Source organism: Janibacter sp. UYMM211 (assembly GCF_040547045.1).
Taxonomy (GTDB): domain Bacteria; phylum Actinomycetota; class Actinomycetes; order Actinomycetales; family Dermatophilaceae; genus Marihabitans; species Marihabitans melonis.
The window spans coordinates 1-24,072 of sequence record NZ_JBEPOY010000002.1; the positions used below are offsets into that span (position 1 = coordinate 1).

The following is a 24,072-nucleotide window of genomic DNA, read 5'->3' on the forward strand; positions in this document are numbered from 1 at the left end:
GCTCCCAGTAGACTACTGGGTTGATAGGCCAGATGTGGAAGTGCAGCAATGCATGGAGCTGACTGGTACTAATAAGCCGATAACTTGATACACACTCTCACCCCTCGTGGGTGGGTGTAAAAGAAGAAGTCTTCGCGTCCACTGTCCAGTTCCCGAGATACGGTCGGGAAACAAACAACCGATACATCTCCATAGAGTTTCGGCTGTCATAGCGAAGGGGAAACGCCCGGCTCCATTCCGAACCCGGAAGCTAAGCCCTTCAGCGCCGATGGTACTGCACTGGTGACGGTGTGGGAGAGTAGGACGCAGCCGGACAACCATTCACCACCCCCATTGCGGGTGGACAAGAAACGCCCCACGAGATCAGCGATGTTCTCGTCGGGGCGTTTCTCGCGTCCTGATGGGTTGGGCGGTCAGGGCCACGATCGACGGGCCGGCGCGCCCCGGGTTGGGGCACGCCGGCCAGGTGGGCCGTTGGTTCGCTCAGCGACGCCCGGGTCGACGCCCGAGCGTGAAGCGGTCGAGGTCCCAGCCGACCGTGGTGCGGCCGCGGTAGCCGCGCTGCGCCAGTCGCGTCCACCGTCGCACGTCGACCTTGGGTGCCCCGAGGTCGGCGTGGTGCGAGACGACGAGGTGCTTCGCGTGCGCCTGCTGGGCGACCTCGCCGACCTTCTCGATGAGGACGTGCGACTGGAGCATGTGGTCCAGGGTGGCGTCCGGCAGGCCGGCACCCTCCACGCCGATCGCCTCGTGGACGAGGATGTCGGTGTCCTGGGCCATCTCGACGAGGTTGGTCGAGTAGCGGGTGTCGCCGGAGAAGGTCACCGACCCGTACGCGGTGTCGAAGCGGAAGGCGTACGCGGGGAAGACCGGGCCGTGCGGCACGAGCGTCGCGGTGACCGTCACCTTGTCGTCCCGGTAGATCTCGAAGGGGGACATGTCGGGCGAGGTGTTGAGGTAGTCGGCCGTCACGGTGCCGGGCAGCTGGATCTCGCGAACATCCATGAGCGTGCGGATGTCGACGACGTTCATGTCCCGCAGGAAGACGTTCATGCTGTACGCGTACGCCGCATGCAGCGACTCGGTCATCTGCTTCGTGCCCGGCGTCGGGTCGGCGGGGTTGACCGTGGGTGCGGTGCCGCCGCCGAACTTGGGCTGCAGGCCGCCGGCCGGGCCGGGGCCGAGGACCGGCACCCGACGCTCGATGTGGTCGCCGTTCTGGTTCTTGATGTGCCCGCCGAGCATGAAGAAGTTGTAGTAGTCGGCGATGTGGTCGGCGTGCAGGTGGGTGAGGAAGATGCCCCGGATCGAGTCCAGCCGCAGCCCGGCCTTGACGAACTGGGTCACCGAGGCGCGGCCGCAGTCGACGACGTAGGTCTGGCCGTCGACGACGAGGGCGGTCGCGGCGCCCACCTGGTGCAGGTCGACCGGCGGGCCGGCGCGCGTGCCGAGCAGGACGAGCTCGAGACCCCGCGTGCCCGGGGCAGCGGGCGGGCGGTGCGCCGGGCTCGCCGCGGCAGCGGGGGCGAGGGCGGCGCCCGCGGCGGCCAGGCCGACCCCGGCGACGATGCTGCGTCGAGAGAGCGACAGCCCGGAGCGGGCCTGGTCGATCGCCTCGTCACGCTCGCTCGTCACCGCCTCGACGGGCAGCCGGTCGCACAGGCACTCGGCTCCGTGGTCGTGATGGTCATGCGGTGCGCGCACCATGAGAACTCCTTCGTCCAGTGGGTGCGCGTGACGCTATGGGTGGAGCAGGCGCCCCAGGGACGACGTTCCCCTGCGACGAACCGTCCTCGGCACGCACGAAGGGGGCGAGGACGCTCGCGTCTCCCGGCCCCTTCGCCCCGCCGTGCCGCTCAGCTCTCCGGCAGGTCCGCGAAGGTCTGCTTCATCTCCCGGTACCAGCCGAGCGACTTCTTCGGGTGGCGCCAGCGGCCCTTCATCTCGTCGCGGGCCGGCTGGTGCGCGACGTCGCCCGCCCGCTCCATCTCCTTGAGGTGCTGGTCCTGGGCGTTGATGACGTCGTCCGCGTTCTCGCCCCGGTGGGCGAGGTCGCACGGGCCGCCGAGCTGGCTGCAGGTCATGGTCTTCATCTCGTGCTCCTCCTGTGGGTGGGGTCCGTCGTCGAGATGACGAGCGGGATCGCGCAGGTGTGACAGGTCATCGCTCCCGGTCCTCCTCGCGGCGCACCACCGCGGCGAGGACGTCGGGGTCGGCCCGGAAGTCGACCCGCGTCACCACGCCGTCGACGACGGTGAAGTCGAAGGCGACCATGGCCGCGCCCCGGTGGTACCACGCGTACCCCGGGCGGCCCTCGACGAGCGCGGGCAGGGCGGCATGGGCGCTGCCGTCGAAGAAGCCTGCGACGCTCTCGCGCCCCGTCATCCGCGCGGGCGTGCCGACGAGCACCGCGGCCGCGTCGCCCTCGACGACGGCGTCGGGCGCGAGCAGGCGCAGGAGCCCGGCGAAGTCACCCTCGCGCGCCGCCGCCATGAAGGCGTCGACGACCTGCCAGTCGTCGAGCCGGTCGGCGGGTGCGGGCCGGCTGACCTTCGCCCGGGCCCGGGACGCGAGCTGACGGGCCGCGGCGGGGGTCGTGCCGAGGATGGTGGCGACCGCGGGGAAGTCGACGGCGAAGCTGTCGTGCAGGACGAAGGCGACCCGCTCGCGGGGGGAGAGCCGGTCGAGCACCGCCTGGAGGGCCACCCCGACGGTGTCGGCGAGCGCGACGTCGTCGGCGGGGTCGGGCGCGACGTCGGTGACGCCGAGGTCCTCAACCGGCACCGGGGTGCGAGCGCGCAGGCGGTCCAGGCACAGCCGGGTCGTCACGGTCGTCAGCCACGCGGGCAGGCTCTCGATCTCGGCTGCGCTGCCGTGCAGTCGCAGCCACGCCTGCTGGACGACGTCCTCGGCCTCGCCCGGGTCGCCGAGCACCTTCGTCGCGATGCGCTGCAGCCGGGGCCGCTCCGCCTCGAACGCCGCCGTCGTGTCCATCCACTCATCGTCTCGTCTCATGCCCTGATGACGCACGCGTCGGGCGAGATGTGACGCGGGGGAGGGGGACTCCTTCGCCCGGTGACGGGGGGACGACGAAGGGGGGCGCCCCCGGGTCAACCCGGCGGCACCCCCTTCGTCGTGGGGGGAGGTGGCTCAGAAGGCCGCCTCGGGCACCTCCATGAGGGCGTTGTCCGTCGCCTCGGCGATGGCGCGCTCGGAGGCCAGGCGCGGGAGCACCTGGGTGGCGAAGAAGCGGGCGGCCGCGATCTTGCCGGTGTAGAAGTCGACGTCCTTGCCCTGCGCGCTATCGAGCGCGTCGACCGCGACGGCGGCCTGGCGCAGGAGCAGCCAGCCGATGACGAGGTCACCGGCCGCGAGGAGCAGGCGGGTCGTGTTCTGGCCGACCTTGTAGAGGTTGGTGACGTCGCCGCCCTCCTGGCGCGGGTCGGACGCCGTGAGCGGGCCGACCATCGCGCCGAGGATGCCCTGGGTGTCCTCGAGCGCCTGGGCGAGGAGCTGGCGCTCCTGGGTGAGCCGACCGCCCTGGGCGTCGACGTCCTGGGCGAACTGCTGGATCTGCGTGGCGAGGTGGCCGAGGGCCTGGGCCTGGTCCCGGATGATCTTGCGGAAGAAGAAGTCCTGGCCCTGGATGGCGGTCGTGCCCTCGTAGAGGGTGTCGATCTTCGCGTCGCGGACGTACTGCTCGACGGGGTAGTCCTGGAGGTAGCCCGAGCCGCCGAAGGTCTGCAGCGACTCGGTGCCGAGGAGCACCCAGGCCCGCTCGGAGCCCAGACCCTTGACCAGCGGCAGGAGCAGGTCGTTGACCCGGCCGGCCATCGCGGCGGGGGAGTCGGGCGCGATCTGCTCGGCGCCGGTGCGACGCTGCTCGAGGTCGACGACGTCCTGCTGGGTGGCGGTGAAGAGCACGAGCGCACGCAGGCCCTCGGCGTAGGACTTCTGCAGCATGAGGCTGCGGCGCACGTCGGGGTGGTGGGTGATCGTCACGCGGGGCGCGGCCTTGTCGCTCATCTGGGTGAGGTCGGCGCCCTGGACGCGCTGCTTGGCGAACTCGAGGGCGTTGAGGTAGCCGGTCGACAGGGTGGCGATGGCCTTCGTGCCGACGAGCATCCGGGCATTCTCGATGACGCGGAACATCTGCGCGATGCCGTCGTGGGTGCCGCCGAGGAGGGTGCCGATCGCCGGCTCCTTCTCGCCGAAGGTCACCTCGCAGGTCGTCGAGACCTTCAGACCCATCTTCTTCTCGAGGCCGGTGACGTAGGCGCCGTTGCGCTCGCCGAGCTCACCGGTCTCGAGGTCGACGTGGTACTTCGGGACGATGAAGAGGGACAGGCCCTTCGTGCCGGGGCCGGCACCCTCGGGGCGGGCGAGGACGAAGTGGATGACGTTGTCGGTCATGTCGGACTCTGCCGAGGTGATGAAGCGCTTGACGCCCTCGACGTGCCACGTGCCGTCCCCGGCGTCGACGGCCTTCGTGCGGCCGGCGCCGACGTCGGAGCCCGCGTCGGGCTCGGTGAGGACCATCGTGCAGTGCCAGCCGCGCTCGATGATCCAACGGGCGAGCTTCTTCTGCTCGTCGGTGCCGAGGATGTAGAGCAGGTTGGCGAAGGAGTACGACGCCGAGAACATGCCGATGGCGGGGTTGGCGCCGAGGACCATCTCGTTCATCGCCCACTTCAGCGACGGGGGCGCCGGGGTGCCGTCGAGCTCGGCCGGCACGTCGACGGACCAGAAGCCGGACTCGGTGTAGGCCTGGTAGCTCTTCGCGAAGGAGCCCGGCATCGTCACCGACGACGTCGTGGGGTCGAAGACGGGCGGGTTGCGGTCGGCGTCGGCGAAGGACTCGGCGAGCTCGTTCTCGGCGAGGCGCGAGACCTCCTTGAGCATGTCGCGGGCGGTCTCGCCGTCCACCTGGTAGGGCTCGACGCCGAGGACCTCGTCGCGGCCCAGGACCTCGAAGAGGTTGAACTCGATGTCACGGAGGTTGCTCTTGTAGTGACCCATCGCGGGCTGTGCTCCTGGACGTGCTCGGGGACGTGAGGTAGGTGAGCGCTTGCTTACCTACCGCCATGGTCCGTCCGAGGCCCGCGCTGCTGCAAGGCAGGGCCTGGTGATGTGGCGCACACGGGCTCGCTCGCCTCGATGGTCGAGGTGCGAGCGCCGGCGAGCCTCGAGACCACGACCCGACCTCCCCCCTTCGCCTCTCGTCAGCGCGGCCGCAGGGACAGCCGCAGGTGCCGCGGCATGAGCGTCAGCCGCTCGGTGATCTCCAGCTCGTACCCCGGGTCGGCCTCGATCTCGAAGCGGTGGAGGACGCGCGCGAGGACGAGGACGGCCTCGTGGAGCGCGAACTGGCGCCCGATGCACGCGCGCTCGCCGGTGCCGAAGGGCTTGTACGTGTGTGCGGGGCGGGCCTTGACCTCGACCGGGAGGAAGCGGTCGGGGCGGTACTCCTCGGCGTCGTCTCCCCAGACCGCCGGGTCGCGGTGCACCGCGGGCAGCAGCGCCATCGCCCAGTCACCGGGCTCCATCTGCCAGCGCCCGCCGAGCACCGTCGTCTTGCGCGGCCCGCGGGCGAAGGCGGGGGCGGTCGGCCACAGCCGCAGCGCCTCGTCGAGGCAGCGGCGCAGGTGCCGCAGCTTCGGCACCTGCTCGAAGGTCGGCCGGGCGTCGCGGTCCGGACCGAGGACGGCGTCGGTCTCGGCGTAGGCAGCAGCCAGGGCCTGCGGGTCCCGCGAGAGGTAGTGCAGGGCGAAGGAGAGCGCGCCCGAGGTCGTCTCGTGCCCGGCGACGAGGAAGGTCTGGATCTGGTGACGGATGTTCTCGTCGTCGAGCATCGCGCCGGTCTCCGGGTGGGCGCTGCCGAGCATGATGCCGAGCAGGTCACGGTCGTCGACCTCGCCGGACGAGCGCCGCTCGGCGACCCACCCGTCGATCATCGCGTGCACCTCCTCCCGGTGCTGCGACATGCGCGCGTCGACCCGGTCGGCGAGACGCCGGCCGACGAGGGGGAGGGAGCCGACGGCGGCGATCCGCTGACCCGCGCCGAGGGTGCGCACCATGCCCTGGACGAAGGGGTGGACCTCCGCGGAGGTGAAGGAGCCCATGTCCTTGGAGAAGGCGCAGCGGCTGATCGTCTCGAGGGTGAGCCGGGTGAGGTCGCCGGGGACGTCGACGGGCTCGTCGGCGGCGGCCGCGGCGTCCCACTTCGAGACGAGCTCGTCCGCGGCGCCGAGCATCGTCGCGTGGTAGCGCAGCATCGCGGGTCGGGCGAAGGCGGGGAGCAGCAGGTCGTGCGCGAGCCGCCAGTTCGTCTCGTCGTTGTAGGCGGTGAAGAGCCCGTCGCCGGCGTTGCGGCGCAGGGCGACGAGACCGGGCGGGAGCGCCTTGACGAAGCGACGCTCGTCGCACAGCTCGGCCATGAGCTCGCCGGTCGTCACGAGGACGAAGCGGTTGCGGAAGGCCTTGAACTCGCAGATGTCGCCGAGCCCCTCCACCCCGCGCAGGATCGTCTGGACCGGCGTTCGGGGCAGCCCGCTGAGGTCGCCCACGAGCGGGCGACGACCTGGGGGGTGAGGGAAGGTCGTGCGGGCGAAGCGCGGCAGGGCCTGCGACCTCGCCGTGGTCGGGCTCATCGAGCCACGATATCGGCGCGGCGACGTCGAGGTCGCCGCGCCGACAGGGTCACTGCTGCTGCTGGGTCTCCAGCTGGCGACGGATGTCGTCCATGTCGAGGTCGCGGACCTGCGAGATGACCTCCTGGAGCGCGGCCTCGGGCAGGGCGCCCGGCTGCGAGAAGACGAGGATGCCGTCACGGAAGGCCATCGTCGTGGGGATCGAGGTGATCGACGCGGCGGCGGCGAGCTCCTGCTCGGCCTCGGTGTCGACCTTGCCGAAGACGACGTCGGGGTGGGCGTCGCTCACCTTCGAGTAGACCGGGGCGAACTGCTTGCACGGTCCGCACCACTCCGCCCACCAGTCGACGATCACGATGTCGTTGCTCGTGATGGTCTTCTCGAAGTCTTCCGTGGTCAGGTCGGTGGTGCTCATGACGCTCCTGTCCGCCGGGACGCGACTGGGGTCCGGGGGGCGCTAGGGGGTGGGTTACGATGGCCGCCGCACCCGCTGGTCGGGTGCGCGCCGGTGTAGCTCAATGGTAGAGCGCCAGCTTCCCAAGCTGGACACGCGGGTTCGATTCCCGTCACCGGCTCAGCAGCGCGAAGGGGAGGTGGCCACCGGCCGCCTCCCCTTCGCCGTCCCCGCTCCCGCGAGCCCGTCGGTTCGAAGAAGGATCGTCACCTCGAGGTGACGATCCTTCTTCGAACCAGGTGCCTCACCCGCCGCAGTCGCCGACCGACATCCGTTGGTGCGAGCGGTCGGTGCGCAGCACCTTGTCCGACCCCTCGAGGCGGTAGTCGACGGTGAACCCCTCGAATCGCGCGCCTGCCGCGCCTCGCAGGTGCAGCACGAGCCCGGGCCGTCTCTCGTCCTCGGGGAGGTCCTGGGCCGGGGGCAGCACTGCCCCGGGGATGGGCTGCAACGCGTCGAGCGTCTGCCGGGACACGCCCTGTCCGGGCCAGCCGGTGACGCCGCCGAAGCTGCCTCGGACCCGCTCGGGTGCGACGTAGGCCTGGACCAGCTCGAAGTCCTGGGGCTCCACCAGGTGGACGGCGACGAGCTCGACCGGGACGTCGCCCGTCACCCGCACGGTCTCCATCCCGAACGACATGTCTGCGATGTCGTCACCCCCGGGCAGGCACAGCTCTACGGCGTCCTCCTCGCCGCTGAGCCGGATCTCGTCGCCCCGTGGCGGAGAGGTGATGCCGCAGGCACTCGTGACCAGCACGGCGACGACGAGCGCTCGACCCACCCTGATGGCCATCGGATCTCCCTTCGCGCAGTCGTGACTCGGCAGTCTCCCAGGTGCAGCACGTCGTCAGGTTGGCCCGAAGCGGCACGTGAGGTGCGGCACCTTCGCTACGGTTCACCTGCTGCGGTGCAGGGTCGCGGCGCCCCACCTCTCACGAAGGACTCGCCATGCTCGCGCGCGTCGCGGCGGTCGCCGCCATCTCTCTCGTCCCCACGGCTGTCGCCGTCGCCCCCGCGCAGGCCGCCGGCAGCTGCTCGATCAGCGTGCCGAGCAAGGTTTCGATCTACTCGCCGTACCGCGAGATCACCGCGAAGTTCAGCGCCGGCTGCGTGCGGTACGCCGAGTCGGCGTGGTGGTCCATCGTCCATCCGACGCAGGGACACTCCGGCTCGTTCTACTACGACGGGACCAGCTCGAGCGATAGCTACGACTGGTACGACTGGGAGGGCATGGGGACCTTCAAGGTCCGGCCGGAGTTTGCGTACGACCACGACTACGACGAGCTCGCGCAGAACTCCACGACGATGACCGTCAAGCTCGGCTCGCGCACGTCCGCGAGCAGCACCCGCTCCGGGAAGTACGTCACCGTCAAGGGCACGGCGAAGCGCTACTCGCCCGGCGCCGGCGGCTACCGCTCCTGGTCGGGCGCGAAGGCCAGCCTCCAGATGAAGTCGTGCTCGTCGTGCTCGTGGAAGTACGTCAAGAGCGGCACCACCAACGGCTCGGGCGTCGTCACGATGAAGTCCTACGCCTCGACGAGCCGCTACTGGCGCGTCGTCACCTCCGACACCTCCTCCACCTGGGGCCGAGCCTCCAGCTACACGAAGCGCTGACGGGGGAGCCCGCTGGTTCGAAGAAGGATCGTCACCTCGAGGTGACGATCCTTCTTCGAACCCCGACCCCGTATGTTGCCAATCCGCCTCCGCCGCAGGCAGATCGGCGCTAGGTTGCGCTAGCCACCGGTGCTGGGCCGGGGTCTGAACCCCCTTCGCCCGACAGGACCCTCATCCTCACGCGCCTCGCGGCCCTCGCCGCCGTGTCCCTCGTCCCCCTCTCCGTCGCAGCGCCCGCCCAGGCCGCCGGCAGCTGCTCGATCTCCGTGCCGAGCAAGGTCTCGGTGAGCTCGCCGACGCGCGACCTGACCGCGACCTTCAGCGCCGGCTGCTCGAAATACGCGGTCGACGCGTGGTGGGGCGTCATGACGCCCGCGGGCGAGTACGCCGACATGTTCCACTTCGACGGCGCCCGGACCGACACCATCGAGTGGTACGACGTCAACCGCACCGGGACCTTCCGGGTCCAGGCGGACGAGGCGTACGACGAGGCGCACAACCTCGTCCCGCAGAACTCCACGTCGATGTCGGTCCGCTTCGCCTCGCGCACTGCCGTGACGAGCGCCCGCTCCGGCAGCACCGTCTCCGTCACCGCGACGACGAGCCGGTACGCGTGGAGCGCCTCCGCCTTCCGCCCGTGGGCCGGCGCGAAGGCCACCCTCGAGTCGCGCAAGTGCTCCACGTGCGCGTGGACCCCGGTCAAGACCGGCACGACGAGCACGAAGGGGGTCCTCACCCTCACCGCCTACGCCTCGACCGCGCGCTCGTGGCGCGTCGTCACCGCCGACACCCCCTCGACGTGGGGCAAGGTGTCGAGCACGACGACCCGCTGACCCGTCTCGTGAACCCCTCGGTCCGCTTCGGGCAACTAGTGGTGTGAGGACACCCGAGGGGAGACGAGGACTCGTCATGACAGCGAGCAGCAGCCCGCCTCTGGCTCTGGGCGCGGACCCGCTGGCAGCGGTCTTCGAGCGCCACTACGCCGAGGTCTACCGCTACCTGGCGCGACGCGTGCCGCGTGCCGTGGCGAAGGACCTGGCGAGCGAGACCTTCGCGCAGGCGGCCGCCCGACCCGGCGGCTTCGACCCGGGGCGAGGGAGTGCGCGAGCCTGGGTCTTCGGCATCGCCACCCACCTGCTCTCGCGCCACCACCGCGACGAGGTGCGGGCCTACCGGGCCTGGGCGCGGACCGGGGTCGACCCCGTGACGACCGGTGACGAGACCGAGCACGTCGACGCCCGCGTCGACGCCGGCCGTCGCGCGAGCGGCCTGCCGAGCGCCCTGGCGGCGATGACCGACGGCGACCGCGACGTGCTGCTGCTCGTCGCCCTGGCCGAGCTGTCGTACCCCGAGGTGGCGCAGGCGCTCGACATCCCCGTCGGCACCGTGCGCTCCCGTCTCCACCGCGCCCGCCGCGACCTGCGTGCGGCGCTGTCGACCGACGACCCGAAGGGGGAGCAGTGATGGACCTGGACATCGAGGACGCGCCGGAGCTGCGCGCGCTGCGCGAGATGCGAGCGGACGTGGAGGGACCGACGCAGGACCAGCGACGTGCCGCGCAGGAGCGGTGGCAGCTCGCATCGGTCACGCCCGCACCGTCGCCCCGGCGTCACGGCCGCGCCGCGCTGCTCGTCTCCGTCGCGGCAGCCGCCGCGCTCGTCGCGGCGCTGGCCGCGATCCCGGCGCTCACCCGTGACGAGGGAGCCGCCCCCGCCACGACGGGCACGAGCACGAGCACGAGCGCGACGAGCGCTGCACCGACGCCCTACCGGACCGGTCGTGTCTGGGAGCCCTACGGGGCGAAGGAGACGGCGAGGCTCGCGGAGTACCGCTCCGAGCGGGTCGAGCGCCTCCCCGACGGCCGGGTGCGCATCGACGTCAGCCTCGAGGGCCTGGACCTCGGCACCCTGACCCGGGCGACGAACGCAGAGGGGATCCCGGTGCGATTCTGGGGCGACGACGGTGAGACCGGTGACTGGCGCACGGAGCGGGCCTGGAAGATCGACCCCGCTCGTGGGCTGATCATCAACGAGTACGAGGACGAGTCAGCCGCGGCCTACCCGAGGTCACGGATCACCGCGGAGCACGTCGACGGACCGGGCAGCGAGCTGAGATACCTCACCTTCGACTCCGTCCCGACCGAGCCGGTGCTGATCCGCATCGTCACCAACTGGTGAGCCGACGACGAAGGGGGAGGGCACCTGCCCTCCCCCTTCGCCACGCCGGTCGACCGCTCAGGCGGTGCGACCCTCCTGCGACTCGATCTCCTCGAGCGTCGGGTAGTCGGTGTAGCCCTCGGCGCCACCGCCATAGAAGGTGGCCTGGTCCGGGGTGTTGAGCTGCGCGTCGTCGCCGTGCTCGCGCCAGCGCCGCACGAGGTCGGGGTTGGCGAGGAAGGGGCGGCCGACGACGACGGCGTCGGCGACGCCGCCGGCGAGCAGCTCCTCGACCTCGGCGTACGTCGTGATCTTCGAGAAGCCCGTGTTGAGCAGGACCGGCCCGCCGAAGATCTCGGCGAGCTCACCGGTGAGCGCCATCGACGCGGCGTCGAAGGCGAGGATCGACAGGTACGAAAGGTTCATCGGGGCGAGCTGCTCGAGCAATGAGGTGTACGTCGCACGCACGTCGGCGGCCTCGGGCTCCTCGACGCCGTTCGCGGGGTGCCCGGGGCTGATCCGGATGCCGACGCGGTCGGCCCCGATCTCGTCGGCGACGGCCTGGGCGACCTCGACGACGAAGCGGGCGCGGGCCTCGGGGGAGCCGCCGTAGGAGTCGGTGCGCTGGTTCGTGCTCGGCGCGAGGAACTGGTGGAGCAGGTAGCCGTTCGCGGCGTGCAGCTCGACCCCGTCGAGACCGGCGTCGACGGCCAGGCGCGAGGCGGCGACGAACTCGTCGCGGACGCTCGCCAGCTCGTCGGTCTCGAGTGCCCGGGGCTCGGCGAAGGGCTTCGAGCCGTCGGCGGTGACGATCTCACCGGGGGCGCGCACGGCGCTCGGCGCGACCGTCTCGAGGCCGTCCTTGTTGTCCGGGTGGGCGACGCGACCGGCGTGCATGAGCTGGACGACGACGTGGCCGCCGCCCTCGTGCACGGCGTCGGCGACGAGGCGCCACCCCTTCGCCTGCTCCTTGCTGTGGACGCCCGGCGTCGCGAGGTAGCCCTGGCCGACGGCGCTGGGCTGGCTGCCCTCGGTGATGACGAGGCCGGCGCTCGCGCGCTGCCCGTAGTAGCGGGCGTTGAGCTCGGTCGGGGCCTGGCCCTCGCCGGCGCGGTTGCGGGTGAGCGGCGCCATGACGAGACGGTTGGACAGGTCCCAGCGACCGATTGTGACGGGGGAGAAGGGGGAGGGGGTGCGGCTCACAGGAGCCTCCTTCGCGAAGGGGGGATGTCGGGGGTCGACGACGCGGCAGCGGGTCGTCGCACGGGTCTCACCCAGGGCGCAACCGTGCGAGGGCGCCGGGGATTCCCGGACGTCCGGTGCCGGCCGTCAGGGCGCCAACTAGGGTGTGCGCCATGCTGCTCTCCGACCGTGACATCCGCGCCGAGGTCGACGCGGGCCGGGTCGTGCTCGACCCGTGGGACCCTGCGATGGTCCAGCCGAGCAGCGTGGACGTGCGGCTCGACCGGTACTTCCGGCTCTTCGACAACCACAAGTACCCGGTCATCGACCCCGCGCAGGACCAGCCCGAGCTCACCCGGCTCGTCGAGGTCGACCCCGCCGAGGGCTTCGTGCTGCACCCGGGCGAGTTCGTCCTCGGCTCGACGCTCGAGACGATCACCCTGCCCGACGACCTCGCCGCGCGGGTCGAGGGCAAGTCGAGCCTGGGCCGGCTCGGTCTGCTGACCCATGCGACGGCGGGCTTCGTCGACCCGGGCTTCTCCGGGCACGTGACCCTCGAGCTGAGCAACGTCGCGACCCTGCCGATCATGCTGTGGCCGGGGATGAAGATCGGCCAGTTCTGCTTCATGCGGCTGACCTCGCCCGCCGAGGTGCCCTACGGCAGCGGCGCCTACGGGTCGCACTACCAGGGCCAGCGCGGGCCGACCGCCAGCCGCAGCTTCGAGAAGTTCCACCGCAGCGGTCTCACCCCATGACCGACGCGCTCGTCCCCTTCGTCCTCGCGGCCGCGGTGCTCCTCGTCGTCGCCGGGGCGCCGAAGGTGCTCGACCCCGCCGACACCGTGCGCGGGCTGCGCTCGGCCGGTCTGCCCGGCAGTCCCGCGCTCGTGCGGGTCCTCGCCGTCGTCGAGGTCGTCGCGGGCATCGCCGCCCTCGTCGGCCCGAGCCGTCCGGCCGCGGCCGCCGTCGCCCTGCTCTACGCCGGCTTCACCGGCTTCGTCCTGCTCGCGCTCGCCCGCGGCGGCGTCGTCGAGTCGTGCGGCTGCCTCGGCCGCGCGGACACCCCGCCGACCCGGGCGCACGCGATCGCGACCGGTCTCGTCGCGCTCGCCGCGGGCGCGCTCGCCGTCTCCCCGCCCGCCCAGCCTTGGTGGTCCGTGCAGCCCGCGCTCGTCGTCGTGCTCGCCGCCGTCCTGGGCTTCCTGCTCTGGCAGGTCATCGCCGTCCTGCCCACCGCCACCGCCGCCGCTGCCCGATCCGCCGGGAGACCCATCTCATGAGCACCCCCGTCCTCACGACCCTCGTCGTCGTCCTGCTCATCGCCGTCGTGCTCCTCGGGATGCTCGTCCTCGGCCTGCTGCGCAGCCACGCCCTCATCCTCAAGGCCCTGCACGACCTCGGGGCCGGCCTCGAGCTCGACCGTCAGGCCGAGCGGGAGAGCGCGGCGGGCGGCACCGGCGGGCCGGTCCCCGTCGAGATCGAGCGCGGTGTCATGGCCCCGGCACGCTCCCAGCACGTGCGGGTCGCCGGCATCTCCGGCGCGACCCTCGACGGGGCCCCCGCCCAGGTCGACCTCACGAGCGGCCGCTACCTCCTCGCCTTCCTCAGCACCGGGTGCACGGTGTGCGGCGCCTTCTGGCAGGCCTTCCGCACCGAGACGGAGGTGCCCGGTCAGGCCCGCCTCCTCGTCGTGGCGAAGGGGGACGACGGCGAGTCCCCGAGCGCCCTCGCCGAGCTGGCACAGGGAGGCGCCGAGCTGGTCCGTTCCTCCGCCGCGTGGGACGACTTCGTCGTCCCGGGCTCGCCGTACTTCGTCTACCTCGTCGACGGCGACATCGTCGGCGAGGGCTCGGCCTCGTCCTGGCCGCAGGTCAGCGACCTCATGGGCCAGGCCGTCGCCGACCACGAGCACCGCACCGCCACCCCCTTCGAGGACCGCGGCGAGCGCGACGACCCGACGTCGGTCGACGCCGAGCTGCGCGCCGCCGGTCTCGGCCCGGGTCACCCGAGCCTCTACCCCGACCCCTCCGGGCGGGACGGCGCGTGAGCCCCGACCCCACCCTCCTCGGGCTCGCGCTCGGGGTGCCGGTGGCGATCGTCGCGGCCGTGCGCGCCACGTGGTCGCCTTGAGGCGAGTCGATGCTCTCGAGCATCACCCCGCTCGGTGAGCGGGGACGCGCCTCCCGGTGGTCCGTCACGGCCGCCGCCTACGTCATCTCCTCAGCGCTCGCGGGCGCCCTCGTCGGAGTGCTCCTGGGTGCGGTCGGCTCGGTCGTGCCCGACGGGGTGCTCGGCTCGCCGGCGGTCCTCGGGCTGCTCGCGCTCCTGCTCCTGCTCGGTGCCGTCCTCGACCTGCGCGCCGGCGGGCACGCCGTGCCGTCCTGGCGCCGGCAGGTCGACGAGGCGTGGATCGGGCGCTACCGCGGGTGGGTCACGGGGCTCGGCTTCGGGGCGCAGCTCGGGCTCGGCTTCGTCACGATCATCACGAGCACGACGACGTACGCCGTCTACCTCTTCGCGCTGCTCGCCTCGACGTGGTGGGCCGGCGGGCTGGTCGGGCTGATCTTCGGGCTCGTGCGGGCGCTCCCGCTGCTGCGGGTCCGCCGGGCGCAGACCCCCTCTGACCTCCACGACACCTTCCGTACCCTGAGGCGGTGGGCGCAGCCCGTTGCTAGGGTCGCGGCCATCGCGCTCGTCCTCTCGGGTGCTGTCCTGCTCGCCGCCGCACTGACAGGGGTCCCCGCATGAGGTCCATCGACCGTCACGGGATCGAGCTCCAGCTCCCCGACGACTGGGACGGCCGGGTGCAGCGCCGACCCGTCCTGCAGCCCGCACCGATGACCGACGGTCGCGCGGCGCCGGGGGCGCGCGACGTCAGCCGCCCCGTCCTGCACGTGTCGAACCGTGCCCTGCCGAGCGCCTTGTCCGACTTCGGCGGCGACGTCGTGCCGGGCATGCGCGCCGACGACGTCTTCCTCGCGCTCGTCGACTACGGCGAGGAGTGCGCCGACACCGCGCTCTTCGCCGCCCGTGGCGTGCCGACCCTCGCGCCGTCCCACTTCGCCCAGAACAGGATGGCCCGCTACGTGCCCGGTCGCAGCGCCTCGCAGAAGTTCTTCACCGCCGGCGGCCGGGGCTTCTGCCTCTACGCCGTCGTCGGCTCGCACTCGCGCCGGATGATCACCGTGCCCCGGCTCTCGCGCGTCGCCTCGACACTGAAGATCCGCGCGGTGGTCTCATGAGCGCCGAGCGCCAGCCCGCGAGCGTCCGGGTCGTCGAGGCCATCGCCCGCCGCCTGGGCGGCCGCGGCGTCGACCGGCGCAGCGTCCTGCTCGGCACGGCCGTCGCCGGCAGCGCGATCGCCACCGACCCGAAGGGGTACGTGCTGCGCCCGCAGACCGCGTACGCCTCGATCTGCGGCCCGGGCACCGGCCCCGGCGCGGGCTGGACCGTCTTCTGCGCGAGCATCAACAACGGCAAGAACGCCTGCCCCGAGGGCAGCTTCGCCGCCGGGTGGTGGAAGGCCGCGGACTCGTCGTGGTGCGGCGGGCGCTACCGCTACATCGTCGACTGCAACGCCCGGTGCACGAAGTGCACGACCGGCTGCTCCGACGGCATCTGCGACAGCAAGTGCTGGAACTGCTCGTGCTCGCACGGCGTCTCCGGCAGCTGCGACGACCGCCGGAACTGCTGCAGCGCCTTCCGCTACGGGCAGTGCAACACCCACGTCGCCTGCAGCGGTGGCGTGCGCTGCCGCCTCGTCAGCTGCACCCCGCCCTACGAGTGGGAGAGCTGCACCTCGCTCTCGCTCGTCGACAACCGCACCTCCGAGCACAGCTCGGACAAGCTGCCCCAGTGGGGCGCCATCAGCGCGAAGTACTTCGCGATGGGCGAGCAGAAGTCCTACCTCGGCTACTCCATCGGCCCCGTGCGGCCCGGGGGCGTCGGCACCGGCCGCTTCGTGCGCTACAGCGGGGGCCGGATCTACCAGGCGACCTCGAAGGCAGCGGCGGTCCCGGTGCGCGAGGGGGTCGTCAAGGCGATGTCGACCGTCGGCTCGATCCCGACCCTCGGCTACCCGGTGGCGACGGAGTTCATCGGCAGCACCGGCAGCACCCAGCGCTTCCAGAAGGGTGCGATCACCGCGCCGAAGGGCAAGCCCGTCGTCGCCGTCCACGGCACCGCATACGAGGTCTGGGAGCGGCTCGGGCGCGCGGGCGGCACGCTCGGCTACCCGACCGGTGGACGGCAGGCCGTCGCCAACGGCTACCAGCAGATCTTCGAGCGTGGTGCGGTGTGCCAGAACTGGTCGGGCGGCGAGACCCGCGCGGTCACCGGCGTCCACTTCACCGCGTGGACGACCTTCGGGCGCGGCAACGGCACGGCGCTCGGCATGCCGACCACCGATGCCTCGACGCTCGCGCGAGGCACCCGCCAGCGCTTCCAGCGCGGTGAGACCTGGTCGCTCGGCACCGGCGAGGCGTGGGCGGTCTACGGCCCCGTCCTCGACGCGTGGAAGGCGGCGCGCAGCCATGTCGGCAGCTACGGCTACCCGACCGGTCACGTCCAGCAGCGCAGCGACGGCCAGTGGGAGGGCACCTTCGAGGGCGGGACGATCGTCGCCTGAGCGACGGGGGAGTCAGCGCTGCGTCGTCGTGCCGCGGGTGCCGGCCAGGCCGAACCACGACACGAGGCCGCCGGCGAGGAGCAGCCCCGCGACGACGAAGGTCGCCAGCCGGTAGCCCTGAGTCATCGCCGTCGGGTCCGTGTAGTCGTCGCCGGACAGCCCGACGAGCGGGGGGATGGCCGCGACCGCGAGCAGCGTGCCGGTGCGCGCGACCGCGTTGTTGATGCCGCTGGCCGACCCGGCGAGGCGGTCCGGTGCCGCCGCGAGCACGGCCGCGGTGAGCGGGGAGACGAGCGTGGCCAGGCCGAGGGCGAAGACGACCATCCCGCCGAGGACGAGACCCCAGCCGGCGCCCGGCCCGATCGCCGACAGGACGAGGACGCCGACGGCGCACAGGAGCGGCCCGAGGGACATCGGCAGGCGAGGACCGGTGTGCTGCGCGAGCTCGGCCATGCGTGGTGAGAGCACGAGCAGGAGCACCGTGACCGGCAGGGTCGCCAGACCGGACTCGAGGGGCGACCACCCGGCGGAGGTCTGCAGCTGCACGACGAGGACGAACATGATGGCGCCGAGCGCCCCGTAGACGAGGAAGGTCATGAGGTTCGCCGTCGCGAAGACCCGTGATGCGAAGAGGCCGAAGGGGACGAGCGGCTGGGCGGCACGGCGCTCGGCGACGACGAAGCCAGCGGCCGACCCGACCGCGACGACGAGCCCGACGAGCACGAGGGCGGCGCTCGCCTCGGGCCCGCTGATGAGCAGCCAGGTCGTCGCCCCGAGCGCCACCGCACCGCACACGGTCCCGGCGACGTCGAAGCCGCCGGTCACCGAGACGTCCCGGCTCTCCGGCACCGCCCGCAGGGTGAGCACGACGACGAGGACGCACAGGGGCACGTTGATGGCGAAGAGCCAGTGCCAGCTGAGGTGGTCGAGCACCCATCCGCCGAGGAAGGGGCCGATCGCGGTCGCGATGCCTGAGACGCCGGCCCAGGTGCCGATCGCCCGCGCCCTGTCCTCGGGGCGGAAGCTCGACTGGATGATCGCGAGCGCGCCCGGGGTGAGCAGCGCGGCGCCGACGCCCTGGACGACCCGCCCGACGACGAGCGACTCGGTCGACCAGGCGAGCGCGCAGCCCAGGGAGGCCAGGGCGAACCACACGACGCCGACGAGGTAGACCCGGCGCCGGCCGAGCCGGTCGCCGAGGCTGCCGCCGAGCAGGATGAGCGAGGCGAGCGCGAGGACGTAGCCGTTGTTGACCCACTGCAGGCCGGAGAGGCTGCTGCCGAGGTCGCGCCCGATCGTCGGCAGCGCGATGCCGACGATCGTCCCGTCGAGCAGGGCGATGCCCGAGCCCAGGGTCACGGCGGTGAGCGCGAGCCGTCCCTGCGCCGACGTGCGGCTGACGAGCTCGGGGGAGGGTTCGGTCACGACGACCATCATGCGCTCCTACCCGCGGGTAACGTGGTGGTCATGACGACGACGTCCGCGACCCAGACCCGCGTCCACGCCTTCGCCGACGACGCACTGCGCGACGACGACGCGACCGGGGTGGCCGCGCGCGTGCGCGCCGGCGAGATCAGCCCGCGCGAGGCGGTCGACGCCGCGGTCGCGCGCATCCGCTCGGTCGAGGTGCTCGGCGCCGTGGCCGAGTGGGACGACGAGCGCGCCCGTCGCCGCGCCGACGCGGTCGGGGCCGGCGGGCCGGGCGCCTTCCACGGCGTGCCGACGGCGATCAAGGAGAACGTCGTCGCCGCCGGTCTGCCCCTGCGGATGGGGTCCGACGCGGTCCCCGAGCGTCGCAGCAGCCGGGACGGCGACGTCGCGACGCAGCTGCTCTCTACCGGGGCCGTCCCCGTCGTGCAGACGACGTGCCCTCCCTTCGGCTGGACCGCGACGACCGAGCGCATCGCCGACGTCACCCGCAACCCCTGGGACACGTCGCTGTCGGCCGGCGGCTCGTCCGGGGGCACCGCCGCGCTCGTCGCGTCCGGGGCGCTTCCCTTCGCCCACGGCAACGACGGCGGCGGCTCGATCCGCATCCCCGCCGCCGCGTGCGGTCTCGTCGGTCTCAAGACGACCCGCGGCCGGCTGGCCGGCGACGAGACGACGAAGGGGATGCCCGTCCCGATCGTCGTCGACGGCGTGCTCACCCGCACCGTGCGCGACACGGCGCGCTACCTCGCCGCCGCCGAGCGGCACCGCCCCCCGCGCTCGCTCGAGCCGGTCGGGCTCGTCGAGGGGCCGGTCGAGCGACGGCTGCGCGTCGGGGTGCTCGTCGACAGCCCGCTCGCACCCGCGACCGACGCCCCCACGGCGGCCGCGGTGCGCGCGACCGGCGAGCTGCTCGCCGGGCTCGGGCACGACGTCGAGGACTACGACGCCGCGGTGCCGCTGCGCTTCAAGGAGGACTTCCTCCACTACTGGTCGATGCTCGCCTTCGGGATCCACCGGAACGGGCCGCGGATGTTCGGCGCGGGCTTCGACCGCGACCGGCTCGACCCCTTCACCCTCGGGCTGTCGCGCCGCTTCGCCCGCAGGATCTGGCAGACGCCGTACGTGCTGGCTCGCGTCGCCGCGGCCGGTGCTGTCTACGACCGCACCTTCGGCGACGTCGACGTCGTCGTCAGCCCGGTGCTCACGCACACGACCCCGCCGATCGGCTACCTCGCGGCCGACCTCGACTTCGAGACCCATCTCGAGCGGGTCTCCGCGTACGTCGGCTTCACGCCCCTGCACAACGTCACCGGGGCACCTGCGATCTCGCTGCCGCTCGGGCGCACCGAGGACGGCACGCCCGTCGGCGTCATGGTCCAGGCACGGCGGGGCGCGGACCGCCTGCTCCTCGAGCTCGCCCTCGAGCTCGAGGCCGCTCGGCCCTTCGCCCGGATCCAGGACTGACCTGGGCAAAGAGCCTCGACATGTGCGCGGCGCTGTCGGTGGTCCTCGGTTAAGTTTGGCGAGCCAAGGGCAGGAGGCCCCAGATGATCCGGCTCGACGGAGTCACCAAGCAGTACCCGGACGGCACCACCGCGGTCGACGACCTCAGCCTCGTCGCCCCGACCGGCAAGATCACCGTCCTCGTCGGGCCGTCCGGCTGCGGCAAGACGACGACGCTGCGGATGATCAACCGCATGATCGACCCGACGAGCGGGACGATCACGGTCGGCGACGCCGACATCATGTCGATGGACGCCGCCGAGCTGCGCCGCGGCATCGGCTACGTCATCCAGCACGGCGGTCTCTTCCCGCACCGCACCATCGAGCGCAACATCGCGACGGTGCCGATGCTCCTCGGGCAGGACAAGCGTCAGTCGCTGAGCCGCGCTCGTGAGCTCATGGAGCTCGTCGGCCTCGACGCCGCGCTGGCCAAGCGCTACCCCAGCCAGCTCTCGGGCGGCCAGCAGCAGCGTGTCGGTGTCGCCCGCGCCCTGGCCGCGGACCCGCCCGTCATGCTCATGGACGAGCCCTTCTCCGCCGTCGACCCGGTCGTGCGCGAGCAGCTGCAGGAGGAGTTCCTGCGGCTGCAGGACGAGCTCGGCAAGACCATCGTCCTCGTCACCCACGACATCGACGAGGCGATCAAGCTCGGCGACCACATCGCGGTGCTGCGCGTCGGCGGGCAGATCGCCCAGCTCGCCACGCCCCACCAGCTGCTCACCCACCCGGCCGACGCCTTCGTCGCCGACTTCCTCGGCAAGGACCGCGGCTACCGCGCGCTCGGCTTCGACGGGGCCCGCATCCCGCTGCACGACGAGGCGAGCGTCGTCCTCGGCGACTCCGGCGACGCGGCCCGCCGGGTCGGCGTCGGCGGCTGGGCCCTCGTCGTCGACGAGGAGTCGCGCCCGCTCGGCTGGGTGCAGCCCGAGCGTCTCGGCGACTCCTTCGTCGAGGCCGACCTCGCGCTCGGCGGCACGCTCGCCCGCGAGGGCGGCTCGTTGCGCTCCGCGCTCGACGCGGCGCTGTCCTCGCCGAGCCGGCGCGGTGTCGTCGTCGACGCCGACGGCGTGCTCGTCGGCACGTGCCGGGCGCCCGAGGTCGTCCGCGTCATCGAGGAGCAGGAGCGTCCCGAGGGAGGCGACGATGGAGTGGATCCTCGAGCATCCTGACGACATCGCCCGGCTCGCGCTGCGGCACACCTGGCTCGCCGGGCTGCCCCTGATCATCGGTCTGGCCATCTCGCTCGTCCTCGGCTGGCTCGCCCACCGGCTGTCCTGGCTGCGCGCGGTCGCGCTCACCGGCTCCGGGCTGCTCTACACGATCCCGTCCCTGGCCCTCTTCGTCCTCATGCCGCTGCTGCTCGGCACGAGCATCCTCTCGCCGGTCAACGTCGTCGTCGCGATGACGATCTACACGATCGCCCTCCTCGTGCGCACCGTCGTCGACGGGCTCGACTCCGTGCCCGCCGAGGCGACCCAGGCGGCGACCGCGATCGGCTACGGCCGGGTGCGCCGGCTGCTCTCCGTCGAGCTGCCGCTCGCCGTGCCGGTCATCGCCGCAGGGTTGCGCGTCGCCGCGGTGAGCAACGTGAGCATCGTCAGCGTCGCCTCGCTCGTCGGCGTCTCCCAGCTCGGCGACCTCCTCGTCGACGGCTTCAACCGCGCCATCGGCGGCGAGCTCGTGGCTGGCGTGCTGGGCTGCGTCGTGCTCGCCCTGCTCTTCGACGCGATCATCCGTCTCGCCGAGCGACTGCTCACCCCCTGGCGCCAGAGCACGAAGGGGGCGCGCGCATGACCTCCTCGATCATCGAGTGGCTGACGAGCGCGTCGTCCTGGCAGGGTGACGGCGGCATCGGGGCCCGTCTGCTCGAGCACCTCATGTACACGGCGATCGTCCTCGTCCTCGCGGCTGCCATCGCGATCCCGCTCGGTCTGTGGGTCGGGCACACCGGCCGCGGCCGGTGGCTCGTGTCGCTGGCCAACGCGCTGCGCGCTGTGCCGACCCTCGGTCTGCTCTTCGCGCTCGTGCTGTGGCTCGGACCGCGGCTGAGCGGTGAGCTGTACTTCCTCCTGCCGAGCGTCATCGTGCTCGTCCTGCTCGCCGTGCCCCCGCTGCTCTCGGGCACCTACGCCGGTGTCGAGGCCGTCGACCCGGCTGCCCGCGACGCGGCGAAGGGGGTCGGCCTGTCCTCCGGGCAGGTGCTGCGCCAGGTCGAGATCCCCTGCGCGCTGCCGCTCATGCTGTCCGGGCTGCGCTCCGCGCTGCTCCAGGTCGTCGCCACGGCGACCATCGCCGCCTACGTCGGCCTCGGCGGTCTCGGCCGCTTCATCATCGACGGCCTCGCCGTCCAGGACTACGCGCAGACCGCCGGGGGCGCCGTCCTCGTCGCCCTCCTCGCCGTGCTGCTCGACCTCGTCGCCTCGAGCGTCGGCCGGCTCGTCGTCTCACCAGGCCTTCGGGCCGACCCCACCCGCGCCACCCATCGGCGCACCCCCCTTCGCCGCTCGACGGCACCCACCACAGGAGACATCGCATGAGCACCGTGACCCGCCGATCGGCCCTCGCCCTCACCGGCCTCGCGGCCCTGACCGGACTCGCCGCCTGCGGCGGCGGGGACGACCCGCTGGCCAGCTCGTCCACCTCGCAGGAGGGCGGCGGCGGCTCGGGCAGCGTCGTCGTCGGCTCCGCCGACTTCTCCGAGTCGATCCTGCTCGCCGAGATCTACGCCGGGGCCCTCAAGGCCAAGGGCGTCGACGCCTCGACGAAGACCGGCATCGGCGCCCGCGAGGTCTACCTCAAGGCGCTCGAGGAGGGCTCGGTCCAGGTCGTGCCCGAGTACACCGGCGCGCTCGCCCTGTACTACGACAAGGACTTCGCCGAGACCGACCCGGAGAAGACCTACGAGGCGCTCGAGGCCGCCCTGCCCGACACCCTCGCCGTCCTCGACAAGTCGGCCGCCGAGGACAACGACTCCATCGTCGTCACCAAGGAGACCGCGGACAGCAAGTCGCTGACGAAGGTCTCGGACCTCCAGCCGATCGCCGGTGACCTCACCCTCGCCGCGCCGCCGGAGTTCAAGAGCCGCGCGCAGGGCATCCCCGGGCTGAAGAAGACCTACGACATCACCTTCGGCAGCTTCCGGCCGCTCAAGCCCGGTCAGGCCACGGTGCAGGCGCTGAAGAACGGCCAGGTCGACGCGGCGAACATCTTCAGCACCGACCCCTCGATCGCCGAGAACGACTTCGTCGTGCTCGAGGACGACAAGAAGCTTTACGGCAGCCAGAACATCGTGCCGCTCGTGCGCAAGGACCAGGAGGAGGCCGTCGCCGAGACGCTCAACGCGGTCTCGGAGAAGCTGACGACCGAGGTCGTCGCGGACCTGCTCAAGCGCACGGACATCGACAAGGAGGACCCGAAGGACGTCGCGCAGGCCTTCCTCGAGGAGCAGGGTCTCGCGTGAGCGAGCCCTCGGTCCTCACGCAGGTCCGAGGTGTCCTCGGCGTCATCACGCTCAACCGGCCGCGCGCGATCAACGCGCTCGACCTGTCGATGATGCAGTCGGTCACCGAGGTGCTCGACCGGTGGCGTGACGACGACGCGGTGCACGCGGTCGCGCTCGTCGGGGCGGGGGAGCGGGGGTTCTGCGCGGGGGGCGACGTCCGCGCGGTGCGTCAGGCCCACCTCGACGGCCACGACGCGGCCGCCTTCTTCGCGCAGGAGTACGCGGTCGACCTGGCCCTCGCCGAGTACGCCAAGCCCGTCGTCGCCGTCATGGACGGCATCACGATGGGCGGCGGCGTGGGGCTTGGGATGAACGCCGACCTGCGGCTCGTCACCGAGCGCACGCGGATGGCCATGCCCGAGACGGGGATCGGCTTCTTCCCCGACGTCGGCGCGACCTACCGCCTGTCGCGCTCGCCCGACGAGCTTGGCACGCACGTGGCTCTGACGGGCGCCACCTTCGACGGGCCGGACGCCGTCGTGCTCGGGCTCGCCGACGTCGTCGTCGACTCCGGTGAGGTGGTGGGGCTGCTGGCCTCGATCGCCGACGGAGCGCCCGTCGAGGTCCCGGCGACGGGCGAGGTCGCGTCGTCGCTCGACGCGCAGCGCAGCTGGACCCGCGCGTGCTACGCGGGCGACGACGCCTCGGCAGTCGTCGCCCGGCTCGAGCAGAGCGGCGTCGAGGCGGCACATGAGGCTGCGCAGGTCATCCGGTCGCGATCTCCGCTCGCCGTCGCCATCACCCTGGCGCACCTGCGCCGCGCGGCGTCGGCGGGCTCGCTCGCCGAGGTGCTCGACGCCGACGCGGCCCTCGCCGCGGCGATGCTCGACGGCTCCGACTTCGCCGAAGGGGTCCGCGCCCAGCTCGTCGACAAGGACCGCACCCCCCACTGGCAGCACGAGCGGGTCGAGGACGTCACCCCCGAGCAGGTCGCCGCCTACCTCGGCTGACGAG

At 72.3% G+C, this 24,072-nt stretch carries 25 protein-coding genes, 1 tRNA gene and 2 rRNA genes; 19 read left to right on the plus strand and 9 right to left on the minus strand.

Annotation, left to right across the window (positions count from 1 at the left end; genetic code table 11):
• Both ABIB53_RS05025 and rrf read left to right on the plus strand, forming a co-directional pair.
• Positions 1–92 (plus strand): 23S ribosomal RNA (locus ABIB53_RS05025); the annotation flags it as partial.
• Positions 93–198: 106 nt separating this feature from the next.
• Positions 199–315 (plus strand): 5S ribosomal RNA (rrf, locus tag ABIB53_RS05030).
• Positions 316–483: 168 nt separating this feature from the next.
• Here rrf and ABIB53_RS05035 read toward each other — a convergent pair.
• The 6 genes from ABIB53_RS05035 to trxA all read right to left on the minus strand — a co-directional run bounded on the left by ABIB53_RS05035 (position 484) and on the right by trxA (position 7,065).
• Complete coding sequence (locus tag ABIB53_RS05035) at positions 484–1,707, minus strand: MBL fold metallo-hydrolase (RefSeq protein WP_354587366.1); 1,224 nt, start codon at positions 1,705–1,707, stop codon at positions 484–486.
• Between the two features lie 149 nt (positions 1,708–1,856).
• Complete coding sequence (locus tag ABIB53_RS05040) at positions 1,857–2,093, minus strand: hypothetical protein (protein ID WP_354587367.1); 237 nt, start codon at positions 2,091–2,093, stop codon at positions 1,857–1,859.
• Between the two features lie 67 nt (positions 2,094–2,160).
• Positions 2,161–2,994: a sigma-70 family RNA polymerase sigma factor gene (locus tag ABIB53_RS05045; protein WP_354587368.1), complete on the minus strand. Its 834-nt coding sequence runs from the start codon at positions 2,992–2,994 to the stop codon at positions 2,161–2,163.
• A 156-nt stretch (positions 2,995–3,150) separates the two neighbouring features.
• A complete protein-coding gene (locus ABIB53_RS05050; protein WP_354587370.1) occupies positions 3,151–5,019 on the minus strand; it encodes an acyl-CoA dehydrogenase in 1,869 nt (622 codons plus the stop codon).
• Between the two features lie 203 nt (positions 5,020–5,222).
• A complete protein-coding gene (locus tag ABIB53_RS05055; RefSeq protein ID WP_354587372.1) occupies positions 5,223–6,650 on the minus strand; it encodes a cytochrome P450 in 1,428 nt (475 codons plus the stop codon).
• Between the two features lie 49 nt (positions 6,651–6,699).
• Complete coding sequence (gene trxA, locus ABIB53_RS05060; protein ID WP_354587374.1) at positions 6,700–7,065, minus strand: thioredoxin; 366 nt, start codon at positions 7,063–7,065, stop codon at positions 6,700–6,702.
• Between the two features lie 89 nt (positions 7,066–7,154).
• Here trxA and ABIB53_RS05065 point away from each other — a divergent pair.
• A tRNA-Gly gene (locus tag ABIB53_RS05065) sits at positions 7,155–7,225 on the plus strand.
• Between the two features lie 123 nt (positions 7,226–7,348).
• Here the strand turns inward: ABIB53_RS05065 and ABIB53_RS05070 are convergent.
• Positions 7,349–7,897 carry a hypothetical protein gene (locus tag ABIB53_RS05070; protein ID WP_354587375.1) on the minus strand — a complete coding sequence of 183 codons (549 nt, stop codon included), beginning with the start codon at positions 7,895–7,897 and terminating at the stop codon, positions 7,349–7,351.
• A 155-nt stretch (positions 7,898–8,052) separates the two neighbouring features.
• Between ABIB53_RS05070 and ABIB53_RS05075 the strand changes: the two genes are divergently transcribed.
• The 4 genes from ABIB53_RS05075 to ABIB53_RS05090 all read left to right on the plus strand — a co-directional run bounded on the left by ABIB53_RS05075 (position 8,053) and on the right by ABIB53_RS05090 (position 10,895).
• The gene (locus tag ABIB53_RS05075; protein ID WP_354587376.1) at positions 8,053–8,718 is read left to right on the plus strand and encodes a hypothetical protein; all 666 of its coding nucleotides are present in this window, start codon (positions 8,053–8,055) and stop codon (positions 8,716–8,718) included.
• Positions 8,719–8,921: 203 nt separating this feature from the next.
• Positions 8,922–9,551: a hypothetical protein gene (locus ABIB53_RS05080; RefSeq protein WP_354587377.1), complete on the plus strand. Its 630-nt coding sequence runs from the start codon at positions 8,922–8,924 to the stop codon at positions 9,549–9,551.
• Positions 9,552–9,627: 76 nt separating this feature from the next.
• On the plus strand, positions 9,628–10,182 hold the full coding sequence (locus ABIB53_RS05085; RefSeq protein ID WP_354587378.1) for an RNA polymerase sigma factor: 555 nt from the start codon (positions 9,628–9,630) through the stop codon (positions 10,180–10,182).
• Positions 10,182–10,895 (plus strand): hypothetical protein, encoded by a 714-nt coding sequence (locus ABIB53_RS05090; protein WP_354587379.1) that lies wholly within the window; start codon positions 10,182–10,184, stop codon positions 10,893–10,895. The genes ABIB53_RS05085 and ABIB53_RS05090 overlap by 1 nt, the downstream gene beginning before the upstream one ends.
• 57 nt (positions 10,896–10,952) lie before the next feature.
• Here ABIB53_RS05090 and ABIB53_RS05095 read toward each other — a convergent pair whose 3' ends face one another.
• Positions 10,953–12,077, minus strand: coding sequence for an alkene reductase (locus ABIB53_RS05095; RefSeq protein WP_354587380.1), 1,125 nt, complete (start codon positions 12,075–12,077; stop codon positions 10,953–10,955).
• A gap of 152 nt (positions 12,078–12,229) precedes the next feature.
• Between ABIB53_RS05095 and dcd the strand changes: the two genes are divergently transcribed.
• From dcd to ABIB53_RS05125, 6 genes are all read left to right on the plus strand, one after another.
• Entirely contained in the window at positions 12,230–12,811 is a 582-nt protein-coding gene (dcd, locus tag ABIB53_RS05100) for a dCTP deaminase (RefSeq protein ID WP_191682037.1), read from the plus strand.
• On the plus strand, positions 12,808–13,335 hold the full coding sequence (locus tag ABIB53_RS05105) for a MauE/DoxX family redox-associated membrane protein (protein WP_354587381.1): 528 nt from the start codon (positions 12,808–12,810) through the stop codon (positions 13,333–13,335). Before dcd ends, ABIB53_RS05105 begins: the two co-directional genes overlap by 4 nt.
• Positions 13,332–14,102, plus strand: coding sequence for a hypothetical protein (locus ABIB53_RS05110; RefSeq protein WP_354587382.1), 771 nt, complete (start codon positions 13,332–13,334; stop codon positions 14,100–14,102). Before ABIB53_RS05105 ends, ABIB53_RS05110 begins: the two co-directional genes overlap by 4 nt.
• 92 nt (positions 14,103–14,194) lie before the next feature.
• Positions 14,195–14,803 carry a hypothetical protein gene (locus ABIB53_RS05115; RefSeq protein WP_354587383.1) on the plus strand — a complete coding sequence of 203 codons (609 nt, stop codon included), beginning with the start codon at positions 14,195–14,197 and terminating at the stop codon, positions 14,801–14,803.
• Positions 14,800–15,297: a hypothetical protein gene (locus tag ABIB53_RS05120; RefSeq protein ID WP_354587384.1), complete on the plus strand. Its 498-nt coding sequence runs from the start codon at positions 14,800–14,802 to the stop codon at positions 15,295–15,297. Before ABIB53_RS05115 ends, ABIB53_RS05120 begins: the two co-directional genes overlap by 4 nt.
• Positions 15,294–16,682: an LGFP repeat-containing protein gene (locus tag ABIB53_RS05125; RefSeq protein ID WP_354587385.1), complete on the plus strand. Its 1,389-nt coding sequence runs from the start codon at positions 15,294–15,296 to the stop codon at positions 16,680–16,682. The genes ABIB53_RS05120 and ABIB53_RS05125 overlap by 4 nt, the downstream gene beginning before the upstream one ends.
• Positions 16,683–16,694: 12 nt before the next feature.
• Here ABIB53_RS05125 and ABIB53_RS05130 read toward each other — a convergent pair whose 3' ends face one another.
• On the minus strand, positions 16,695–18,116 hold the full coding sequence (locus tag ABIB53_RS05130) for an MFS transporter (RefSeq protein WP_354587930.1): 1,422 nt from the start codon (positions 18,114–18,116) through the stop codon (positions 16,695–16,697).
• A 33-nt stretch (positions 18,117–18,149) separates the two neighbouring features.
• On the opposite strand from ABIB53_RS05130, the gene ABIB53_RS05135 reads away from it, so the two are divergent.
• The 6 genes from ABIB53_RS05135 (at position 18,150) to ABIB53_RS05160 (ending at position 24,068) form a co-directional block, all read left to right on the plus strand.
• On the plus strand, positions 18,150–19,577 hold the full coding sequence (locus ABIB53_RS05135; protein WP_354587386.1) for an amidase: 1,428 nt from the start codon (positions 18,150–18,152) through the stop codon (positions 19,575–19,577).
• Between the two features lie 83 nt (positions 19,578–19,660).
• Positions 19,661–20,785, plus strand: a complete 1,125-nt coding sequence (locus tag ABIB53_RS05140) for an ABC transporter ATP-binding protein (protein WP_354587387.1) — start codon at positions 19,661–19,663, stop codon at positions 20,783–20,785.
• Complete coding sequence (locus ABIB53_RS05145) at positions 20,760–21,410, plus strand: ABC transporter permease (RefSeq protein ID WP_068272559.1); 651 nt, start codon at positions 20,760–20,762, stop codon at positions 21,408–21,410. Before ABIB53_RS05140 ends, ABIB53_RS05145 begins: the two co-directional genes overlap by 26 nt.
• Complete coding sequence (locus tag ABIB53_RS05150; protein WP_123091480.1) at positions 21,407–22,153, plus strand: ABC transporter permease; 747 nt, start codon at positions 21,407–21,409, stop codon at positions 22,151–22,153. Before ABIB53_RS05145 ends, ABIB53_RS05150 begins: the two co-directional genes overlap by 4 nt.
• Positions 22,150–23,076, plus strand: a complete 927-nt coding sequence (locus tag ABIB53_RS05155) for an ABC transporter substrate-binding protein (RefSeq protein ID WP_123091479.1) — start codon at positions 22,150–22,152, stop codon at positions 23,074–23,076. Before ABIB53_RS05150 ends, ABIB53_RS05155 begins: the two co-directional genes overlap by 4 nt.
• On the plus strand, positions 23,073–24,068 hold the full coding sequence (locus tag ABIB53_RS05160) for an enoyl-CoA hydratase/isomerase family protein (RefSeq protein ID WP_354587388.1): 996 nt from the start codon (positions 23,073–23,075) through the stop codon (positions 24,066–24,068). The genes ABIB53_RS05155 and ABIB53_RS05160 overlap by 4 nt, the downstream gene beginning before the upstream one ends.
• The last annotated feature ends 4 nt before the right edge of the window (positions 24,069–24,072 follow it).